Source organism: Pseudomonas trivialis (genome assembly GCF_001439805.1).
In the GTDB taxonomy this organism is placed as follows: domain Bacteria; phylum Pseudomonadota; class Gammaproteobacteria; order Pseudomonadales; family Pseudomonadaceae; genus Aquipseudomonas; species Aquipseudomonas trivialis.
The window spans coordinates 245505-264337 of sequence record NZ_JYLK01000002.1; the positions used below are offsets into that span (position 1 = coordinate 245505).

13 protein-coding genes are annotated in these 18833 nt (G+C 59.5%); 11 read left to right on the forward strand and 2 right to left on the reverse strand.

What is annotated here, in order from left to right:
* Positions 1-47: 47 nt before the first annotated feature.
* Complete coding sequence (locus tag TU79_RS04520) at positions 48-608, reverse strand: response regulator transcription factor (protein ID WP_004372278.1); 561 nt, start codon at positions 606-608, stop codon at positions 48-50.
* Positions 601-1863, reverse strand: a complete 1263-nt coding sequence (locus TU79_RS04525; protein WP_057006905.1) for an ATP-binding protein — start codon at positions 1861-1863, stop codon at positions 601-603. Before TU79_RS04525 ends, TU79_RS04520 begins: the two co-directional genes overlap by 8 nt.
* A 203-nt stretch (positions 1864-2066) precedes the next feature.
* Here TU79_RS04525 and TU79_RS04530 point away from each other — a divergent pair, with 203 nt between their 5' ends.
* The 11 genes from TU79_RS04530 to TU79_RS04580 all read left to right on the forward strand — a co-directional run bounded on the left by TU79_RS04530 (position 2067) and on the right by TU79_RS04580 (position 18600).
* Complete coding sequence (locus tag TU79_RS04530) at positions 2067-2777, forward strand: SIMPL domain-containing protein (protein ID WP_057006906.1); 711 nt, start codon at positions 2067-2069, stop codon at positions 2775-2777.
* A gap of 193 nt (positions 2778-2970) precedes the next feature.
* Positions 2971-5871, forward strand: a complete 2901-nt coding sequence (locus TU79_RS04535; RefSeq protein WP_057006907.1) for a dermonecrotic toxin domain-containing protein — start codon at positions 2971-2973, stop codon at positions 5869-5871.
* Positions 5872-5980: 109 nt separating this feature from the next.
* Positions 5981-7582 carry an ABC transporter substrate-binding protein gene (locus TU79_RS04540; protein WP_057006908.1) on the forward strand — a complete coding sequence of 534 codons (1602 nt, stop codon included), beginning with the start codon at positions 5981-5983 and terminating at the stop codon, positions 7580-7582.
* 258 nt (positions 7583-7840) lie between these two features.
* A complete protein-coding gene (locus TU79_RS04545; RefSeq protein WP_057006909.1) occupies positions 7841-9469 on the forward strand; it encodes an ABC transporter substrate-binding protein in 1629 nt (542 codons plus the stop codon).
* Between the two features lie 305 nt (positions 9470-9774).
* Entirely contained in the window at positions 9775-11379 is a 1605-nt protein-coding gene (locus tag TU79_RS04550; protein ID WP_057006910.1) for an ABC transporter substrate-binding protein, read from the forward strand.
* 171 nt (positions 11380-11550) lie between these two features.
* Complete coding sequence (locus TU79_RS04555; protein ID WP_057006911.1) at positions 11551-12966, forward strand: OprD family outer membrane porin; 1416 nt, start codon at positions 11551-11553, stop codon at positions 12964-12966.
* 79 nt (positions 12967-13045) lie between these two features.
* Positions 13046-14641 carry an ABC transporter substrate-binding protein gene (locus TU79_RS04560; protein WP_057006912.1) on the forward strand — a complete coding sequence of 532 codons (1596 nt, stop codon included), beginning with the start codon at positions 13046-13048 and terminating at the stop codon, positions 14639-14641.
* A gap of 76 nt (positions 14642-14717) precedes the next feature.
* Positions 14718-15728: an ABC transporter permease subunit gene (locus TU79_RS04565; RefSeq protein WP_003171721.1), complete on the forward strand. Its 1011-nt coding sequence runs from the start codon at positions 14718-14720 to the stop codon at positions 15726-15728.
* A gap of 10 nt (positions 15729-15738) precedes the next feature.
* Positions 15739-16650: an ABC transporter permease subunit gene (locus TU79_RS04570; RefSeq protein ID WP_004372295.1), complete on the forward strand. Its 912-nt coding sequence runs from the start codon at positions 15739-15741 to the stop codon at positions 16648-16650.
* A gap of 10 nt (positions 16651-16660) precedes the next feature.
* Positions 16661-17629 carry an ABC transporter ATP-binding protein gene (locus tag TU79_RS04575; protein WP_057006913.1) on the forward strand — a complete coding sequence of 323 codons (969 nt, stop codon included), beginning with the start codon at positions 16661-16663 and terminating at the stop codon, positions 17627-17629.
* Positions 17629-18600 (forward strand): peptide ABC transporter ATP-binding protein, encoded by a 972-nt coding sequence (locus TU79_RS04580; protein WP_057006914.1) that lies wholly within the window; start codon positions 17629-17631, stop codon positions 18598-18600. Before TU79_RS04575 ends, TU79_RS04580 begins: the two co-directional genes overlap by 1 nt.
* Positions 18601-18833 lie beyond the last annotated feature (233 nt).

Genomic DNA, 18833 nt, shown 5'->3' on the forward strand with positions numbered 1-18833 from the left:
TCGGTTCAGGGCTCCGTGCGGCCTGAGACGGGTCGTTCAGCTTAGGTTCAGCGGCGCACCGGACGCTTTTGCAGCTTGCGTTGCAAGGTGCGGCGGTGCATGCCGAGGGCGCGGGCGGTGGCCGAGATATTGCCTTCGTGTTCGGTCAGCACGCGCTGGATGTGCTCCCATTGCAGGCGGTCCACCGACATCGGGTTTTCCGGCACCAGAGTGTCGAGGTCGGCGTGCTCGGAGAGCAGCGCGGCCAGCACGTCGTCGGCGTCGGCGGGCTTGCACAGGTAGTTGCAGGCGCCGCGCTTGATGGCTTCGACGGCGGTGGCGATGCTCGAATATCCGGTGAGGATCACCACGCGCATTTCCGGGTCCAGTTCCAGCAGCTTGGGCAACAGCACCAGGCCCGAATCGCCGTCCATTTTCAGGTCAAGCGCGGCGTAGTCCGGCAGGTCGGCCTGGGCGATGCTCAAACCTTCTTCGGCGGAGCCGGCGGTGCTCACGCGAAAGCCGCGACGGCTCATGGCGCGCGCCATCACGCGGGTAAAGGTGGCGTCGTCATCCACCAGCAACAGGTGCGGCAGCTCTTCGCCTTCGACCTGGATCTCGTCACTCATCGCTATCTCCTCGTGCGGCACGGGGCAGGCGCAGCTCGGTGAGCGTGCCACCTTCCTCATGACTGTAGAGTTTCACTGAGCCGCCCGCGCGGGTCACGCTGGCCTTGCTCAAAAACAGGCCGAGGCCAAAGCCTTTGCCCTTGGTGGTAAAGAAGGGTTTGCCGATCTGCTCGGCAATGGCCAGCGGCACGCCGGCGCCGTGGTCACGGATGCTGATGGTGACGTGTTCGGCGTCCCAGTCCAACTGTACGCCCAGGCCTTCAGGGCAGGCATCGGCGGCATTGTTCAACAGGTTGAGCAGCGCCTGGGTCAGGTCAGGGGGCGGCGCCATGCGCGGCACGCTGCCCTGGCCCAGCAGGGTGAACCGGTAGCTGGCTTCGGGGCGCATCAGGTGCCAGCGGTTCAGCGCCTCATCGATCCACTGGGTCACGTCCTGCATCTGCACCGCCAGGCGGCGGTTGGCTTCGGCGGCGCGCACCAGTTGCTGCAAGGTCAGCTTGCACTGCTTGACCTGTTCCTGCAGCACGCCGAGGTCCTCCTGCAAGGCCGGGTCATGATGGTCCTGGGTCATTTCCTTGAGCAATACGCTCATGGTCGCCAGCGGCGTACCCAGTTCATGGGCCGCGCCGGCGGCCTGAGTGGCAACGGCCAGCAATTGCTGGTCGCGCAGCCCCTCTTCACGGCGAATGGCGCGCAGTTCTTCCTGGCGGCGCAGCTCTTCGGCCATGCGTGCGGCAAAAAAAGTGATGACCGCCGCCGACAGCGCAAAGCTCAGCCACATCCCATAGATCTGCAGGTTTTCCCGCGCAATGGGGAAGGTTTGCAACGGATAGAACTGGGCCAGCAGCAGCGTGTAAAGGGTCAGTGCGATCCCCGACAGCACCACCGAATAGCGCCATGGCAAGGTCACGGCGGCGATGGTCAGCGGCACCAGGTAAAAGGAAACGAACGGGTTGGTGGAACCGCCGGAGAAATAAAGCAACACACTGTGGATAAACAGGTCACAGGCCAACTGCAGCGCATACTCCAACTCGGTGACCGGCCAGGTGGTGCGTAACCGGATCACGGTAAACACGCACAACACCGTGGAGAACCCCAGCGTCACGCCCAGCGGCAGCCAGGGCAGCGGCAGCAGGTCGAACCAGTAGGCGAGCCCGACCGAACCGGCCTGTGCGGCCAATACCAGGGTGCGGATAAACGTCAGACGCCAGAGGTTCTGGCGGGTGGCGGAGGTCAGTTTTACGGCGGCGAGCATGGGCTCTCCCGATGAGCGCTGCAGGCGGATCGGCAGGAGTATAAACGAAGCAGCAGCGCAGACATGGCGCGTGTGGCTCTTTGACGCAGGCCGCACAGACCGCCGTTCGTCGGCATGCGCCGCATGTAGGTAATGTGTAAACCCGAAGAACCCGACACCAACGTCTACAGTCATACCCAACACCACTGTCCCAAGGAGCTTCCATGTCTCGTTTCACTCGCAGCGCAGCCCTGCTCACCCTCGGCGCCAGCACCCTGGCCAGCCTGCCGGCGCTGGCCGCCGACGAACTGCATTACAACCAGATTTCCCTGCGCGCCGAAGTCAGCCAGGAAGTCGCCCGCGACAAGATGATCGTCACCCTCTACACCGAATCGCAGAACAGCGATCCGGCCAAGCTTGCCGCCGAAATCACCAACACCATGAACACGGCGCTCGGCCAGGCCCGCGAAGTCAAGGCCGTGACCCTGCGCCAGGGCAGCCGCAACAGCTACCCGATCTACGACGACAAGAACCAGAAGATCACCGGCTGGCGCGAACGCGCCGAATTGCGCCTGGAAAGCGCGGACTTCCCGGCGCTGTCCAAGCTCACCGGCGAGCTGCTGAACACCCTGAAAATGCAGAACATGGACTTCGCCATCGCCGACACCACGCGCAAGGCCAGCGAAGACGCGTTGCTCAAGGATGCGGTGACCGCGTTCAAGGCCCGTGCGCAACTGGCGACCGATGCCTTGGGCGGCAAGGGCTACAAGATCGTCAACCTCAACTTCAACACCAACGGCTACCCGATGCCCTATGCCCGTGGCGCAATGATGATGAAGGCGGCCATGGCCGATTCAGCGCCCACACCCGAGGTGGAGGCGGGTACCAGCCAAGTCAATATGAGCGCCGATGGGGTGATTGAAGTCCTGCAATAACCGCTACTCGTCATGGAAAGCCGGCGCAGCCTTTGTAGGCATGCGCCTTTTTTTGCTTCAGTTTTTCTACCAGTCTTGTCATATGCGGTCGCATTTCGCGTGGAATTTTCTTTGCAGTGATCGTTACACACAGAGTGCCGCAGCTAACAGGGAGTGCTGAGTTGGCCTCTATTTACTTGACGAGCACTTGCTTATGCAGACAAGCCTGAATTATCCCACCCTATTTCCGTCGTTCGACAGTGCCGGCTCATTTACCAAATCGGCGACCACTCCCACCGCTTCCACGTCACAACCGCTTCCAGCAGCAACGGCTGCAACGGCCTCCCCTGCCGAGGTAGAACTGCTTGACGCTTACATTGAAGCGGTGCAAAACAAAATTTTGCGCAACCAGCCCTCGCTTGTGAATGTTCCTGTGCAAAGCCAGTTGGGCCAGTGGCTCGACCTGTATCGAGCGCAATTGGAGCACCCAGTGCTGCAAGGCTGGTTCCATGAGCAAAACATTGACCAAAGATTCCCGCTGCAACTCAACCCCCGCACGGGCGACTTGACCGCCGTGGTCGATGGAAAAAAGAAAACTTTCTCGCGCATGGAGGAGACTGGCTGGGGGCTGATAAGCGGCCCGCTACTGGCCGCAGCCAACGTGATCGCACCCGCCAACCTCGACCAGCTACAAGTACGCTTTCACGATGACCAGATAGCCGTCAGCGCAGACGTGGTTGCCAATTTCCAGGGCGTCCCGCTGCCGCAGACCCTGGCTGAGGCCAGAGCGCAGATCCGGCGGCTGGACGACCAGAAAGCGTTCGACACTCTTCAGGACAACGATCACGTACGCCCCGCCAGCGGCCGCTCAGCACAAGCACTGGCATTGCAAAAAACCAACGCTCACCGGTTTTACAGCGCTGCGCCCGAGATGCTGGCGTATAGGCGCCTGGCCGTCGATGTCGCCCAAGCCCTGCCTGATGTAAGGGCCGAGGCAAAAAAATGGGCTGAAGATCTGATCTTCAAGCTGACCGGCCAAAAGGTGGATGCCGACACCCTCTATCTGAACCGTTTCGTCAATTCACAAAGCGCGACCAGCGCGACAGGCTGGGAACACTTGTCTGAGGAACCCCGTTCCTCGTTGCGTCTGCCGGATGCGCTGCTGAAAAACTTCTCAGAGCATGATGGCGTCCCGGGCAACCTGGATCTTGAAGCAGGCCTGTATATCGACGGCCCTGGAAAAAGCCAGAAAGGTGGCTATGGTGCGCACAACCAGTTCCCCCTGGCGCCTTCGGATCTTATGCACTCCAGCTGGAAAACAAACTTTCAGTCCAAGATGACCGAGAAAATCAACAACTTCTGGAACACGCACACCGAGAACTACGAGACCGTCATCAAAGGTGAATTCGTGTACCAGGCGCGCAAACAGTTGAAGGCCGCTCAGGCCAGGTCGCCTGCCGAACGAGCGTTACTGCCCCCCGAACATCAGTTCACCCGCAACGACTACCGTCTGGTAATGAGCGCCGCCTCAAATCTGACACTTGATGAATTCAGGTCAGTCAGTATTGAACAGCTCAAGGCCAAAGCACCGCTCAGTGGCACGGCGCAGGTACGCCCGCTTTCAATCACAGGCTTGGCATCCAGCGACATTCTGGTTTTCAGCGATCCGGCCAGTGATCGTCGAGTAATCAGCGTGCCTGGGAATAATCCGGCATACCTAACGTTCGATTCCGATGAAAAAGTGAATCAGTGGGCGGTTGACCAGCTCAAGAATCCAGCGAAGAGGGAAGCATTGCTGGCTCACTTTCCACTGGCCTATCGACAGGAACAGGACGCCGGCTTTCTTGCGCAAGCCGCAAAAGTTCTTGTACCCACACTGTGGTTCGCCCCCATTGCTGAAAAGAAAGAAGGTCTTGAGACTCTTGCAGATAAATTGGCAGCAGGTGATGTAAAGGGCCCAGTGGTTGACAGCAACCAAACGAAAATCGAAGGGGACGTATTTTCTAACCTGGCCACGGCGGCCAAAGAGCGTATGACCAACGATGCGGATGTTGTCATCAAGTCCAACGGCGAGGTTATTCGAGACACGTGGTTGAATGACATCACCGTCGCCGCGAGCCTGCTGGGCAAACTGGCTCCGCTTGCCGCGCCGCTTGCGGCGGCGGCGGTGGCCGCCGGTTTAACCGAGCTTTCGCTGGGGGCGGAGAAAGCGTCCTCCGGCGACACTGAGGCAGAACGCCGGCAGGGAGGGTCCAGGGCCTTCGATGGATTGCTCAACGTCTTGTTTGCCGCGGGCGGCTTCAGCGGTGAGGCGGAAGACCCCTTCAAGGGACGCTCTATCGAGTCGACAAACGACATCGATTGGGCAGGGTTGTCGGGAAAGCCTGAAAAATCCTCAACAACCATTGGAAAAATATCCCCATCCTCTTCGCTCACAGTTGGAGATATACCGATTTCAGACTTGAAGACCAGCGTAAACTTGCCTCCCCTTGAAGAGCTGCTTTCGACGCCCGAGAACTCCGTTATCCTCAACGGAGAGATAGAGAAACTAAGCAAACTCGACGACAAGCTTTACACCTTTGTAGACCGGAACAAGAAAGGCACAGTCGACCGCTTGAACATACTTGTGCACGGCAGACTCGATCCTGCTGCCGGCATATCGAAAGTCGCGTACAACCGCAAACTCAATACCCCACAAGAGTTGCTCAATACCCTCCACAGCGAAGGGATTCATCCTGAAAACTTTGATAATGTACGCCTTCTATCATGTGACTCCGCCAGCGGCGGCGAGGCGTCGTTTGCCAGTGAATTCCAGAAACTGATTGGGCGCCCGGTCAAGGGCTACAATGGCACTCTCAGCGCCAACATTGCACCGGAAACCATTAAAGCAGGGATTGACAAAGTCTATAATCTTTATGCTGATCATATGACGCGGACGGGCACCAACCTCACTCCAGCCATCAAAAGTCAGCTCAGTTTGGCGGCGGAACAACGCGTTTTCGACGAAATGGCGAAAATATCAAAATTCAAAGCCAATAAGCGTAATCCTTATTGGAACCCGTTCAAATGGTGGGCGTTCAGCTATAAACCCGTCACATTCCCTGCCACCCCTTGACACGGTGCTTCAATTTAACCCCTACCTGACGTATCTAAACGGCGGTAACCTCGGTGACCGCCGTTCTCGTTCACGCAGCTTTTATATGCCTGCCATCCAAGGGGTCTCCATGGAAAGAATCGTCATCAAACCACTGCTTCTCGCCGCAGGCCTGCTCGCCTTTATGCCGATGGCCCAGGCGGCCACCACCCTGGTTTATTGCTCCGAAGCCAGCCCCGCCGGTTTTGACCCCAGCCAGTACACCAGCGGCACCGACTTCGACGCCTCGGCCGAAACCGTGTTCAACCGCCTGACTCAGTTCAAGCGCGGCGGCACCGAAGTAGAACCCGGCCTTTCAACCAACTGGGATATCTCCAAAGACGGCCTGGCCTACACCTTCCATCTGCGCGATGGCGTCAAGTTCCACACCACCGAGTTCTTCACGCCTACCCGCGACTTCAATGCGGACGACGTGCTGTTCACCTTCAATCGTCTGCTCGACGCCGACAGTCCGTTTCGCAAGGCCTACCCGTCCGAGTCGCCTTACTTCACCGACATGGGTTTGAACACCACGATCAAAAGCGTCGAGAAAGTCGACGACCACACCGTGCGCTTCAACCTCAACAACGTCGACGCCTCGTTCGTGCAGAACCTGGCCATGAGCTTCGCCTCGATCCAGTCCGCCGAATACGCCGCGCAATTGCTCAAGCAAGGCAAGGCCGAAGACATCAACCAGAAGCCGGTCGGCACCGGGCCGTTTGTGTTCAAGCGCTACCAGAAGGATTCGCAGATTCGCTACGCAGCCAATAAAGAGTATTGGAAGCCCGAGGATGTGAAGCTCGACAACCTGGTATTCGCGATCACCCCGGATGCGGCCGCGCGCCTGCAAAAGCTCAAGGCCGGTGAATGCCAGGTCAGCGGTTACCCGCGCCCACAGGACATTGAAGTGATCAAGCAGGACCCGAACCTGCGCGTGTTGCAGCAGGCCGGTTTCAACCTGGGCTTCCTGGCCTACAACGTGACCCACCCACCCCTGGATCAGCTCAAGGTGCGCCAGGCGCTGGACATGGCCATCGACAAGCCGGCGATCATCAAGGCTGTTTACCAGGGCGCCGGACAATTGGCGCAGAACGCCCTGCCACCGGCGCAGTGGTCCTATGACCCGAAGATCAAGGACGCCCCCTACGATCCGACCAGGGCCAAGGCGCTACTCAAAGAAGCAGGTATCTCCCCAGGCACCACGATCAACCTGTGGGCAATGACCGTTCAGCGTGCATCCAACCCGAACGCGCGCATGTCCGCGCAGATGATTCAGCAGGACTGGGCCAAGGTCGGCATCAAGGCCAATATCGTCAGCTATGAGTGGGGCGAATACATCAAGCGCGCCAAAAATGGCGAACACGACGCCATGATCTATGGCTGGACCGGCGACAATGGCGACCCGGATAACTGGCTGGGCGTGCTCTACAGTTGTGCCGCCGTCAAGGGCAGCAACTACGCCAAATGGTGTAACCCGGCCTACGACACGCTGGTGCAGCAGGCCAAAGTCAGCAACAACCGCGAACAGCGCATCAAGTGGTATCAGCAGGCGCAGAAAATCCTTAAGGAACAAGTGCCTATAACGCCTATTGCGAACTCGACGGTTTTCCAGCCACTGCGCAAGGAGGTGCAGGACTTCAAGATCAGTCCGTTTGGGCTGACACCGTTCTATGGCGTGAGTCTGGAGAAGTAACACAACCGCCCCAACCGGGTGCGCCAAACGCCTCGGCCGGGCGTTTCTGGTGCGCCCGATGCACCGAAAAAACGCTCTAAATATATGCATTTATGTCAAAACTTTCATAAATGCGACATTCCTGTACGTTCGTACCACACTTTGAGCCTTGCAGCGGTTCAGCGTCTTGCAATGGGTATGGCGCCTGCATAAGTATCCGCAGGCCGACTCACGAGGTCGCCCTCACCACCAAAAATGACAACAAATCATGAGGCCAACATGCTCAAACACGCAGTCCTTCCGTTATTAGTGAGCGCGGGCCTAATGGCCGCCGCCCCTGCAGCCCTTGCGGCAACTAACCTGGTGTTCTGCTCCGAAGGGAGCCCGGCCGGTTTCGATCCAGGCCAGTACACCACCGGAACAGACTTCGATGCTTCGGCCGAAACCATGTTCAACCGTCTGAGCCAGTTCGAACGTGGCGGCACCGCCGTGGTTCCTGGCCTGGCCACCAGCTGGGACGTGTCCCCGGATGGCCTGACGTACACCTTCCACCTGCGCGAAGGCGTCAAGTTCCACACCACCCCGTACTTCAAGCCGACTCGTGAATTCTCGGCTGACGACGTACTGTTCACCTTCAACCGGATGATCAATAAAGACGATCCTTTCCGTAAGGCCTACCCCACCGAGTTCCCGTACTTCACGGACATGGGGATGGACACCAACATCAAGAACATCGAGAAGGTCGACGACCACACCGTCAAGTTCACCCTTGGCACCGTGGACGCCGCGTTCATCCAGAACCTGGCCATGAGCTTCGCCTCGATCCAGTCCGCCGAATACGCTGCGCAACTGTTGAAGGAAGGCAAGCCTGCCGACATCAACCAGAAGCCAATCGGTACCGGCCCGTTCGTGTTCAAGAGCTACCAGAAAGATTCGAACATCCGCTACACCGGCAACAAGGACTACTGGAAACCGGATGACGTGAAGATCGACAACCTGATCTTCGCCATCACCACCGACCCGTCGGTGCGTATCCAGAAACTCAAGAAAAACGAATGCCAGATCACCCTGTTCCCGCGTCCGGCCGACCTCAAGGCGCTGGGCGAGGACAAGGACCTGAAATTGCCGCACCAGGCCGGTTTCAACCTGGGCTACATCGCCTACAACGTCATGCCGGTACTCAAGGGCCAGACCGCGGCCAACCCGCTGTCCGACCTGCGCGTACGTGAAGCACTGGACATGTCGGTGAACAAGCAGCAGATCATCGACTCCGTGTACCAGGGCGCCGGCCAGTTGGCCGTCAACGCCATGCCGCCGACCCAGTGGTCCTACGACACCACCATCAAGGACACCAAATACGACCCGGCCAAGGCCAAGGAATTGCTCAAGCAGGCCGGCGTCAAGGAAGGCACCGAGATCACCCTGTGGGCCATGCCCGTACAACGGCCGTACAACCCCAACGCCAAGCTGATGGCCGAGATGCTGCAGAACGACTGGAAACAGATCGGCCTGAAGGTCAACATCGTCAGCTACGAGTGGGGCGAGTACATCAAGCGCTCCAAAGGCGGCGAGAACCAGGCCATGATCATTGGCTGGAGCGGCGACAATGGGGACCCGGACAACTGGCTGAACGTGCTGTTCGGTTGCGATTCCCTGGCCGGCAACAACTTCTCCAAGTGGTGTGACAAGAAATTCGACGGCATCGTAAAAGAAGCCAAGGCTACCTCGGATGTCGCCAAACGCACCGAGCTGTACAAGCAGGCGCAACATATCCTCAAAGATGCAGTACCGATGACACCCATCGCGCACTCGACGGTGTATCAACCCATGCGCAACACCGTGCAGGACTTCAAGATCAGCCCGTTTGGCTTGAACTCCTTCTACGGCGTCAGCGTAAGCGGCAAGTAAACAGCACTGGCGGCGACGTTTCATAACGTCGCCGTTATTGTTTCTGCCTGGACAGTAGGCAAAAGACTACATACGCATCCGCTGCGTCCTACAGCAACGGACTGCGAAATGTGAATCCACTGCCTACACGGTCCATCCGTTTTTGCGCATTTACTGCGAAGTCCGCGACCCCTAACGTCGTACGACAGCAGAGATGCCACGTTCGGAAAGGCACTTGCTGTGTGTGGGATCAGTAATGTCTCCCTGGCAGGACGCCAGTGTGATTGCTTGCTGATCGATAACTACAAACAAGGATTGGGATCGTCATGCGCCATACCACCGTTCTATCCGCGATTTTCGGCACCAGCCTGCTGGCTGTGGCCACGCTGGGCCAGGCCGCCGACAAGAAGAGCCTGGTGTTCTGCTCCGAGGGCAGCCCGGCAGGCTTCGACACTGCGCAATACACCACCGCCACCGACAACGATGCGGCCGAGCCGCTGTACAACCGTCTGGTCGAGTTTGAAAAGGGTGAGACCAATGTGGTGCCGGGCCTGGCGACCAAGTGGGATATTTCCGAAGACGGTCTGACCTACACCTTTCACCTGCGTGAAGGGGTGAAGTTCCACAGCAACAAGGAATTCAAGCCGACGCGGGACTTCAATGCCGACGACGTGCTGTTCACTTTCAACCGCATGCTTGACCCCGAACACCCGTTCCGCAAGGCCTACCCCACCGAGTTTCCCTACTTCAACGGGATGAGCCTGAACAAAAACATCGCCAAGGTCGAGAAAACCGGCCCGTACACCGTGGTAATGACCCTGAACACGGTGGACGCCGCGTTCGTACAGAACATTGCCATGAGCTTTGCCGCGATCCTGTCGGCTGAATACGCCGAGCAGTTGCAGAAGGACGGCAAGCCCAGCGATATCAACCAGAAGCCGATTGGCACCGGGCCGTTCGTGTTCCAGCGCTACCAGAAGGATTCACAGATCCGTTATGTGGCCAACAAGCAGTATTGGGACCCGAGCCGGGTCAAGCTTGACCAGTTGATCTTCGCCATCAACACCGATGCGTCCGTGCGTGTGCAGAAGCTCAAGGCCGGCGAATGCCAGATCACCCTGCACCCACGTCCGGCCGACGTCGACGCGCTCAAGGCCGATCCGAACCTGCAGTTGCTGACCAAGCCCGGCTTCAACCTGGGCTACATCGCCTACAACGTGCGCCACAAGCCGTTCGACCAACTCGAAGTGCGCCAGGCGCTGGACATGGCGGTGAACAAGCAGAGCATTCTCAACGCCGTGTACCAGGGCGCGGGGCAACTGGCGGTCAACGCCATGCCGCCGACGCAGTGGTCCTACGACGACAGCATCAAGGACGCCGCCTACAACCCGGAAAAAGCCAGGGAATTGCTCAAGGCCGCCGGCGTGAAGGAAGGCACCGAGATCACCTTGTGGGCGATGCCGGTGCAACGTCCGTACAACCCCAACGCCAAGCTGATGGCCGAAATGCTGCAAAACGATTGGGCCAGGATCGGCCTGAAAGTGAAGATCGTCAGCTACGAGTGGGGGGAATACATCAAGCGCACCAAGAACGGTGAGCATGATGTGAGCCTGATCGGCTGGACCGGTGACAATGGTGATCCGGACAACTGGCTGGGCACGCTCTACAGCTGCGACGCCATCGGCGGGAACAACTACTCCATGTGGTGTGACCCGGCGTACGACAAACTGATCAAGCAAGCCAAGGTCGTGACCGACCGCGAACAACGGACTGTTCTGTACAAACAGGCGCAGCAACTGCTTAAAAGCCAGGTGCCGATCACGCCAGTCGCCCACTCGACGGTCAACCAGCCGTTAAGCGCCAAAGTCGAAGGTTTCAAAGTGAGCCCCTTCGGCCGCAACGTGTTCTCGGGCGTCAGTATCAACCCATAAGAAACTAACCGGATTGCAGAGAGCGAATCGGGCTCTCGCGCAAACGTGCGGCTTTTTGTAGGGAAATTTCCTACAGCAAACGTTTGCAATCGCTTGAACGAGTTACACACCCAATAGCCGGTTCACCTAAAAAGACCGGCATAAAAAAAGAGAACCAAAGGAGCTCCACCCATGAAACTGAGCAACAAAGCGCTTCTGGCCCTGGCCATCAGCAGCATCACGGCAACCGCTTTCGCTGACCCGATCAGCCAGGACTTCGTGCCGACCACGCTGGCCGGCACCAGTGCCCAAAGCGAAGCCAAGGGCTTTATCGACGGCCAAAGCCTGGGCGGTACCACGCGTAACTGGTACTCCAATGAAATGAAGTTCCGCGGCCAGAAGTTCAGCTATTACAAAAATGCCGCCGATGAAACCGCCAAAGCAAAAACCAACGTTTCGCGCCGCTACAACTGGGCTCAGGGCACCATTCTCAACTACACCTCGGGCTTCACCCAAGGCACCGTTGGCGTCAGCACCGAAGTGGCAGCCTACAACTACATCGCGCTGATCGATGATCAGAAAGACATCGCTGGCGGCTCCAACCGCACGCTGGCGCACAAATATGGTGATGCTGTCGGCCAGTGGAGCAAACTGGGCCTGGCCAACGTCAAATTCCGCGTGTCGAACACCACCTTGACCGCCGGCCGCCAGAACTTCAGCAGCGGCATCATGGACACCATCGGCAACCGTGCGCTGCCTTCGAGCTTCGAAGGTGTGAGCTTCAACAGCGAAGAGTTCAGCAACCTGTCGTTCCAGGGCGGCATGTTTGACCGCGTTTCGCCACGTACCGAACAGAGCCTGTCGAAATTCCGCAGCGAATACAGCAGCAGCGGCGTTGAGACCGACAAGGTCTACACCCTGGGCTTCAACTATCAGCCGCTTAAAAGCCTGAAAACCAGCGTCTTCGCTGCCAACGTCAAAGACTTCTGGAACCAGTACTACTTCGGCGCCACCCACGAACTGGGTGATGCGCAGACGCTGAGCCTGACCACCGGCCTGAACTACTACAAGACCGTGGATGAAGGCAAAAAATTGATGGGCGACATCGACAACGATACTTACTCGTTGTCGCTGGGCCTGACCCACCAGGCCCACAGCCTGACCTTCTCGTACCAGCAAGTGAACGGTAACGAGTACTTCGATTACCTGCACGAAACCAATGGCATCTACCTGGCCAACTCCCTGACCTCCGACTTCAACGGTCCGAACGAGAAGTCCTTCCAGGTTGCCTACGGCATCAACATGGCCGAATACGGCGTGCCAGGCCTGAAGTTCAACATCTACACCGCTCGCGGCTGGGGCATCGACGGTACTCACTACCGCGGCGATAACGGCGTCAAGGACTTCGCTTACAACGGCATCCAGTCCCAGGACGGCGAGCACCACCAGGAATACGGCATTGGCAGCTCCTACGCCATCCAGAGCGGCCCTCTGAAAGCCACCACCGTTCGCGCCACCTACGTGACTCACCGCGCCAGCGAAAACCAGTCTGACGGTAACCTGCGTGAATTCCGTCTGGTCACCACCATCCCGTTCAACATCCTTTAATTAGCACCAGGTATACGGCGGGCTCCCAGGAGCCCGCCGTATACGTTTGTCTGGTCCCATCGATTGCAGAGGGCTCTGAATGAAAATGCTCCCGCTACAAGCCGCCATTGCTGCTGCGCTGTTGAGCGTTGCGATCGGCGTTTCGGCCAAACCGCTGGTGGTCTGCACCGAAGCCAGCCCGGAAGGTTTTGACCCGGTGCTGTACACCACCGCCGTGACCGCTGACGCTGCCGCTGAAACCATGTTCAACCGCCTGGTGGACTTCAAGCCCGGCACTACCGAGATCGTGCCCGCGCTCGCCAAGTCCTGGGAAATCAGTGAGGATGGCCTGACCTACACGTTCCATCTGCGCGACGACGTCAAGTTCCACACCACCGACTACTTCAAACCCACGCGCAATCTGAATGCCGATGACGTGCTTTGGAGCTTCCAGCGTCAGCTGGACTCGAAACACCCATGGCACAACAAGTCCAACGTGGGCTACCCGTACTTTGAAAGCATGGGCTTTAAGGATCTGCTCAAGAGCGTGGAGAAGACCGACGACCACACTGTGGTCTTCACGCTGACGCGCCCTGAAGCACCGTTCCTGGCCGATGTTGCGATGCCGTTCACCGCCATCCACTCCGCCGAATACGCCGACAAGCTGCTGGCTGCCGGCAAGACCGACGAGCTCAACAGCAAACCAATCGGCACCGGACCTTTCATCTTCACCCGCTACCAGAAAGACGCCCAGGTGCGCTTCAAGGCCAACCCGGAGTACTTTCGCGGCAAGCCTCCAGCCGACCCGTTGATCCTGGCCATTGCGGTCGACAACAACGTGCGCCTGCAAAAGCTCAAGGCCAACGAGTGCCAGATCGCGCTGTATCCCAAGCCCGATGACCTGCCCAGCATCAAGAACGACCCGAACCTGAAGGTCGCTGAACTGGCGGCAATGACCACCGCCTACACCGCCCTGAACACCACCCACAAGTACATGAGCGACGCACGGGTGCGCCACGCGATCAACATTGCGTTCGACAAGTCCGGCTACAACACCTCGCTGTATGGCAAGGGCAACGCCGTCGACGCCACCGGCCCGTACCCGCCGACCCTGCTGGGCTTCAGCGACAAGCTGAAAAACCCGCCGCGTGACCTCGACAAGGCCCGCGCCCTGCTCAAGGAAGCCGGCGTACCGGAAGGCACTGAGTTCACCCTGTTCACCCGTAACGGCGGCGGCCCGACCAACCCGAACCCGATGCTCGGCGCCCAGCGCATGCAGGCAGATCTGGCGCAGATTGGCCTGAAGGTGAATATCAAAGTTATGGAATGGGGCGAAATGCTCAAGCGTGCTAAAAACGGCGAGCACGACATGGTTTCCGCCGGCTGGGCCGGTGACAACGGTGACCCGGATAACTTCCTCACGCCTAACTTGAGTTGCGATGCAGCGAAAAACGGCGAAAACTACGCCCGCTGGTGTAACAAAGAGTTTCAGGACTTGATCGACAAGGCGCGCGCCATCGCTGAACCCGCTCAGCGCGCCGCACTCTATGAACAAGCCATGGACGTTTTTGACAAGGATCAACCCTGGATTCCCATGGCCTACCCGAAAATGTTCACCGCCATGCGTAAGAACGTCGAGGGTTATATCCAAAGCCCTCTGACCACAAATAACTTCGCCACCACCCAGGTGAAGTAAATAAGAGAAACGCTCGGCACCGTCGACATTGACGGTGCCGAACCTGCCTAACCGGCTGATTGAGGTAAACGACAAGATGTTTAGTTTTATTGCCCGCCGACTGGGGTTATTGATCCCCACGTTCTTCGGCATCACGTTGCTGACGTTTGCGTTGATTCGCATGATCCCCGGCGACCCCGTAGAAGTCATGATGGGCGAACGCCGCGTCGACCCCGAGATGCACGCACAGGCAATGGAACGCCTTGGCCTTAACAAGCCCCTGTATGCGCAATACCTTGACTATGTCGGCAAGCTCGCCCAGGGCGACCTTGGCGAATCGCTGCGCACGCGCACCAGCGTGTGGACCGAGTTCACCGCCCTCTTTCCCGCGACCCTGGAACTGTCCATGGCCGCCCTGTTGTTCGCCGGCATCCTGGGCCTTCTGGCCGGGGTGATCGCGGCACTCAAGCGAGGATCCCTGTTCGACCACGGGGTGATGGGCATCTCCCTGGCGGGATATTCGATGCCAATCTTCTGGTGGGGCCTGATCCTGATCATGTTCTTCTCGGTGAGCCTGGGCTGGACCCCGGTGTCCGGGCGTATCGACCTGCTCTACGACATCGAGCCGCGCACCGGCTTCATGCTGATCGACACGCTGCTGGCTGACGAGCCGGACGCGTTCTGGGACGCGCTGCACCACCTGATCCTGCCGGCCATCGTGCTCGGCACCATCCCACTGGCGGTGATCGCGCGGATGACCCGTTCGTCCATGCTCGAAGTGCTGCGTGAGGACTACATCCGTACCGCCAAGGCCAAGGGCCTGTCGCCGGCGCGCGTGGTGTTCGTCCACGGCCTGCGCAACGCGCTGATTCCGGTGCTTACCGTGGTCGGCCTGCAAGTCGGCACCCTGCTGGCCGGTGCGGTCCTGACCGAAACCATCTTCTCGTGGCCCGGCATCGGCAAATGGCTGATCGAAGCCATTGGCGCGCGGGACTACCCGGTGGTGCAAAACGGCATCCTGCTGATCGCCTGCCTGGTGATCCTGGTGAACTTCGTGGTGGATATCCTCTACGGCTTCGCCAACCCACGCATCCGTCACCAGCGCTGAGATCATGACCATGACCACACCTACACAAGCGTCGGCAGTCGATCAAAGCCTGCTGTACCCGTCCCCGTACAAAGAATTCTGGCAAGCCTTCTCCAAGAACAAAGGCGCGGTTGCCGGCCTTGCGTTCATGTTGCTGATCGTGTTCTGCGCGATCTTCGCCCCGTGGGTTGCACCGCATAACCCCAGCGAGCAATACCGCGACTTCCTGCTGACCCCACCGTCGTGGCTCGAAGGTGGACAGATCCAGTTTCTGCTCGGCACCGACGAGCTGGGCCGCGATCTGCTCTCGCGCCTGATCCAGGGCTCGCGCCTGTCGCTGCTGATCGGCTTGTCGTCGGTGGTGATGTCGCTGATCCCGGGCATTCTGCTGGGCCTGTTCGCCGGGTTCTTCCCGCGTTTGCTTGGCCCGACCATCATGCGTTTGATGGACATCATGCTGGCCCTGCCTTCACTGCTGCTGGCCGTTGCCATCGTCGCGATCCTCGGCCCTGGCCTGATCAACACCGTGATCGCCATCGCCATCGTCTCGCTGCCGTCCTACGTGCGTCTGACCCGTGCTGCGGTGATGGGCGAACTGAACCGCGACTACGTGACCGCCGCGCGCCTGGCCGGTGCCGGCCTGCCGCGCCTGATGTTCATCACCGTGCTGCCCAACTGCATGGCGCCGCTGATCGTGCAGGCCACGCTGAGCTTCTCCTCGGCGATCCTCGACGCCGCCGCCCTGGGCTTCCTCGGCCTTGGCGTACAACCGCCAACGCCTGAGTGGGGCACCATGCTGGCCTCGGCCCGTGACTACATCGAACGCGCCTGGTGGGTCGTGAGCCTGCCGGGTCTGACCATTTTGCTCAGCGTGCTGGCAATCAACTTGATGGGCGACGGCCTGCGCGATGCGCTGGACCCGAAACTCAAGAACGCCGCCTGAGGAGATTCCCATGTCACTGTTAGAAATCAAGAATCTCAATGTGCGCTTCGGCGACTCGACCGCCGTGCCGGTGGTCGACGGCCTCGACATTTCCGTCGACAAAGGCGAAGTACTGGCCATCGTTGGCGAGTCGGGCTCGGGTAAATCCGTGACCATGATGGCGCTGATGGGCCTGATCGAGCATCCCGGCATTGTCACCGCCGATGCGCTGACCTTCGACGGCAAGGACATGCTCAAGCTGAGCAACCGCCAGCGCCGCCAGATCGTCGGCAAAGACCTGGCGATGGTGTTCCAGGACCCGATGACCGCGCTGAACCCCAGCTACACCGTGGGTTTTCAGATTGAAGAAGTGCTGCGCCTGCACCTGAAAATGTCCGGCAAGCAAGCGCGCAAACGTGCCATCGAGCTGTTGGAAAAAGTCGAGATCCCGGGCGCCGCCAGCCGCATGGACGCCTACCCGCACCAACTGTCCGGCGGCATGAGTCAGCGTGTGGCCATTGCCATGGCGATTGCCGGCGAACCGAAACTGCTGATCGCCGATGAACCGACCACCGCGCTGGACGTGACCATCCAGGCACAGATCATGGAACTGCTGCTGGCCCTGCAGAAAGAACAGAACATGGGCCTGGTGCTGATCACCCACGACCTCGCGGTGGTGGCCGAAACCGCCCAGCGCGTCTGCGTGATGTATGCCGGCCAGGCCGTGGAAGTCGGCCAGGTGCCGCAACTGTTCGACATCCCGGCGCACCCCTACAGCGAAGCGCTGCTCAAGGCGATCCCCGAGCACAGCCTCGGCGCCACACGCCTGGCTACCCTGCCGGGCATCGTGCCGGGCCGCTACGACCGTCCGCAGGGTTGCCTGCTGTCGCCACGCTGCCCGTACGTGCAGGAAAACTGCCGCACCCAGCGCCCGGCGCTCGACCCTAAAACCAACAGCCTGGCGCGCTGCTTCTACCCCTTGAACCAGGAGGTGGCGTAATGGCCGTCGTTCTTACCGCCCGCGACCTGACCCGTCACTACGAAGTGTCCCGTGGCCCGTTCAAGGGCCATGCCCTGGTACGCGCGCTCAATGGTGTGTCGTTCGAACTGGAAGCCGGCAAAACCCTCGCCGTGGTAGGCGAGTCGGGTTGCGGCAAGTCCACCCTGGCCCGTGCCCTGACGCTGATCGAAGAGCCTTCTTCGGGCTCGCTGAAAATCGCCGGCCAGGAAGTCGCCGGCGCCGACAAGGCCCAGCGCAAGCAACTGCGCAAAGACGTGCAGATGGTGTTCCAGAGCCCGTACGCCTCGTTGAACCCGCGCCAGAAAGTCGGTGATCAGCTCGGCGAGCCGCTGTTGATCAACACCAACCTGTCCGCCGCCGAACGCCGCGAGAAAGTGCAGGCGATGATGAAGCAAGTGGGCCTGCGCCCCGAGCATTATCAGCGCTACCCGCACATGTTCTCCGGCGGCCAGCGCCAGCGTATCGCCCTGGCCCGCGCCATGATGCTGCAACCCAAAGTGCTGGTGGCCGATGAACCGACCTCGGCACTCGACGTATCGATCCAGGCCCAGGTGCTCAACCTGTTCATGGATTTGCAGCAGGAATTCAACACCGCCTACGTGTTCATCTCCCACAACCTGGCGGTGGTTCAGCACGTTGCCGACGACGTGATGGTGATGTACCTCGGTCGCCCGGTTGAGGTCGGCCCCAAGGAAAACATCTACGCGCGCCCGCTGCACCCGTACACCCAGGCGCTGCTGTCAGCCACCCCGACGATCCATCCGGACCCGAACAAGCCGAAGATCAAGATCGTCGGTGAATTGCCCAACCCATTGAACCCGCCACCAGGCTGCGCGTTTCATAAGCGCTGCCCGTATGCGACGGCGCGTTGCAGCAGCGAGGAGCCGCAGTTGCGGGCGCTGGATAACCGGCAGGTGGCTTGCCACTACGCGGAGCAATTCGTCGCTTGAAACCCTGAGAAGATCGTTCCCACGCGTAGGAACGATCAAAGCTTCCCGTAGGAGCGAGCTTGCTCGCTCCTACACGGGGCTGCGGTGGTAACCCGTTTTACAGCCCTTCCCGTCAGGTTGCGCATCAGCCTGGTGGGAGGGGCTTTCTTTTGCCTGCGTTATGCGTCGCCATCGTCGTGCATTCAAGCACCCTTACACCGCCACAAAACCGAAACATTACCGCGCCACAATAC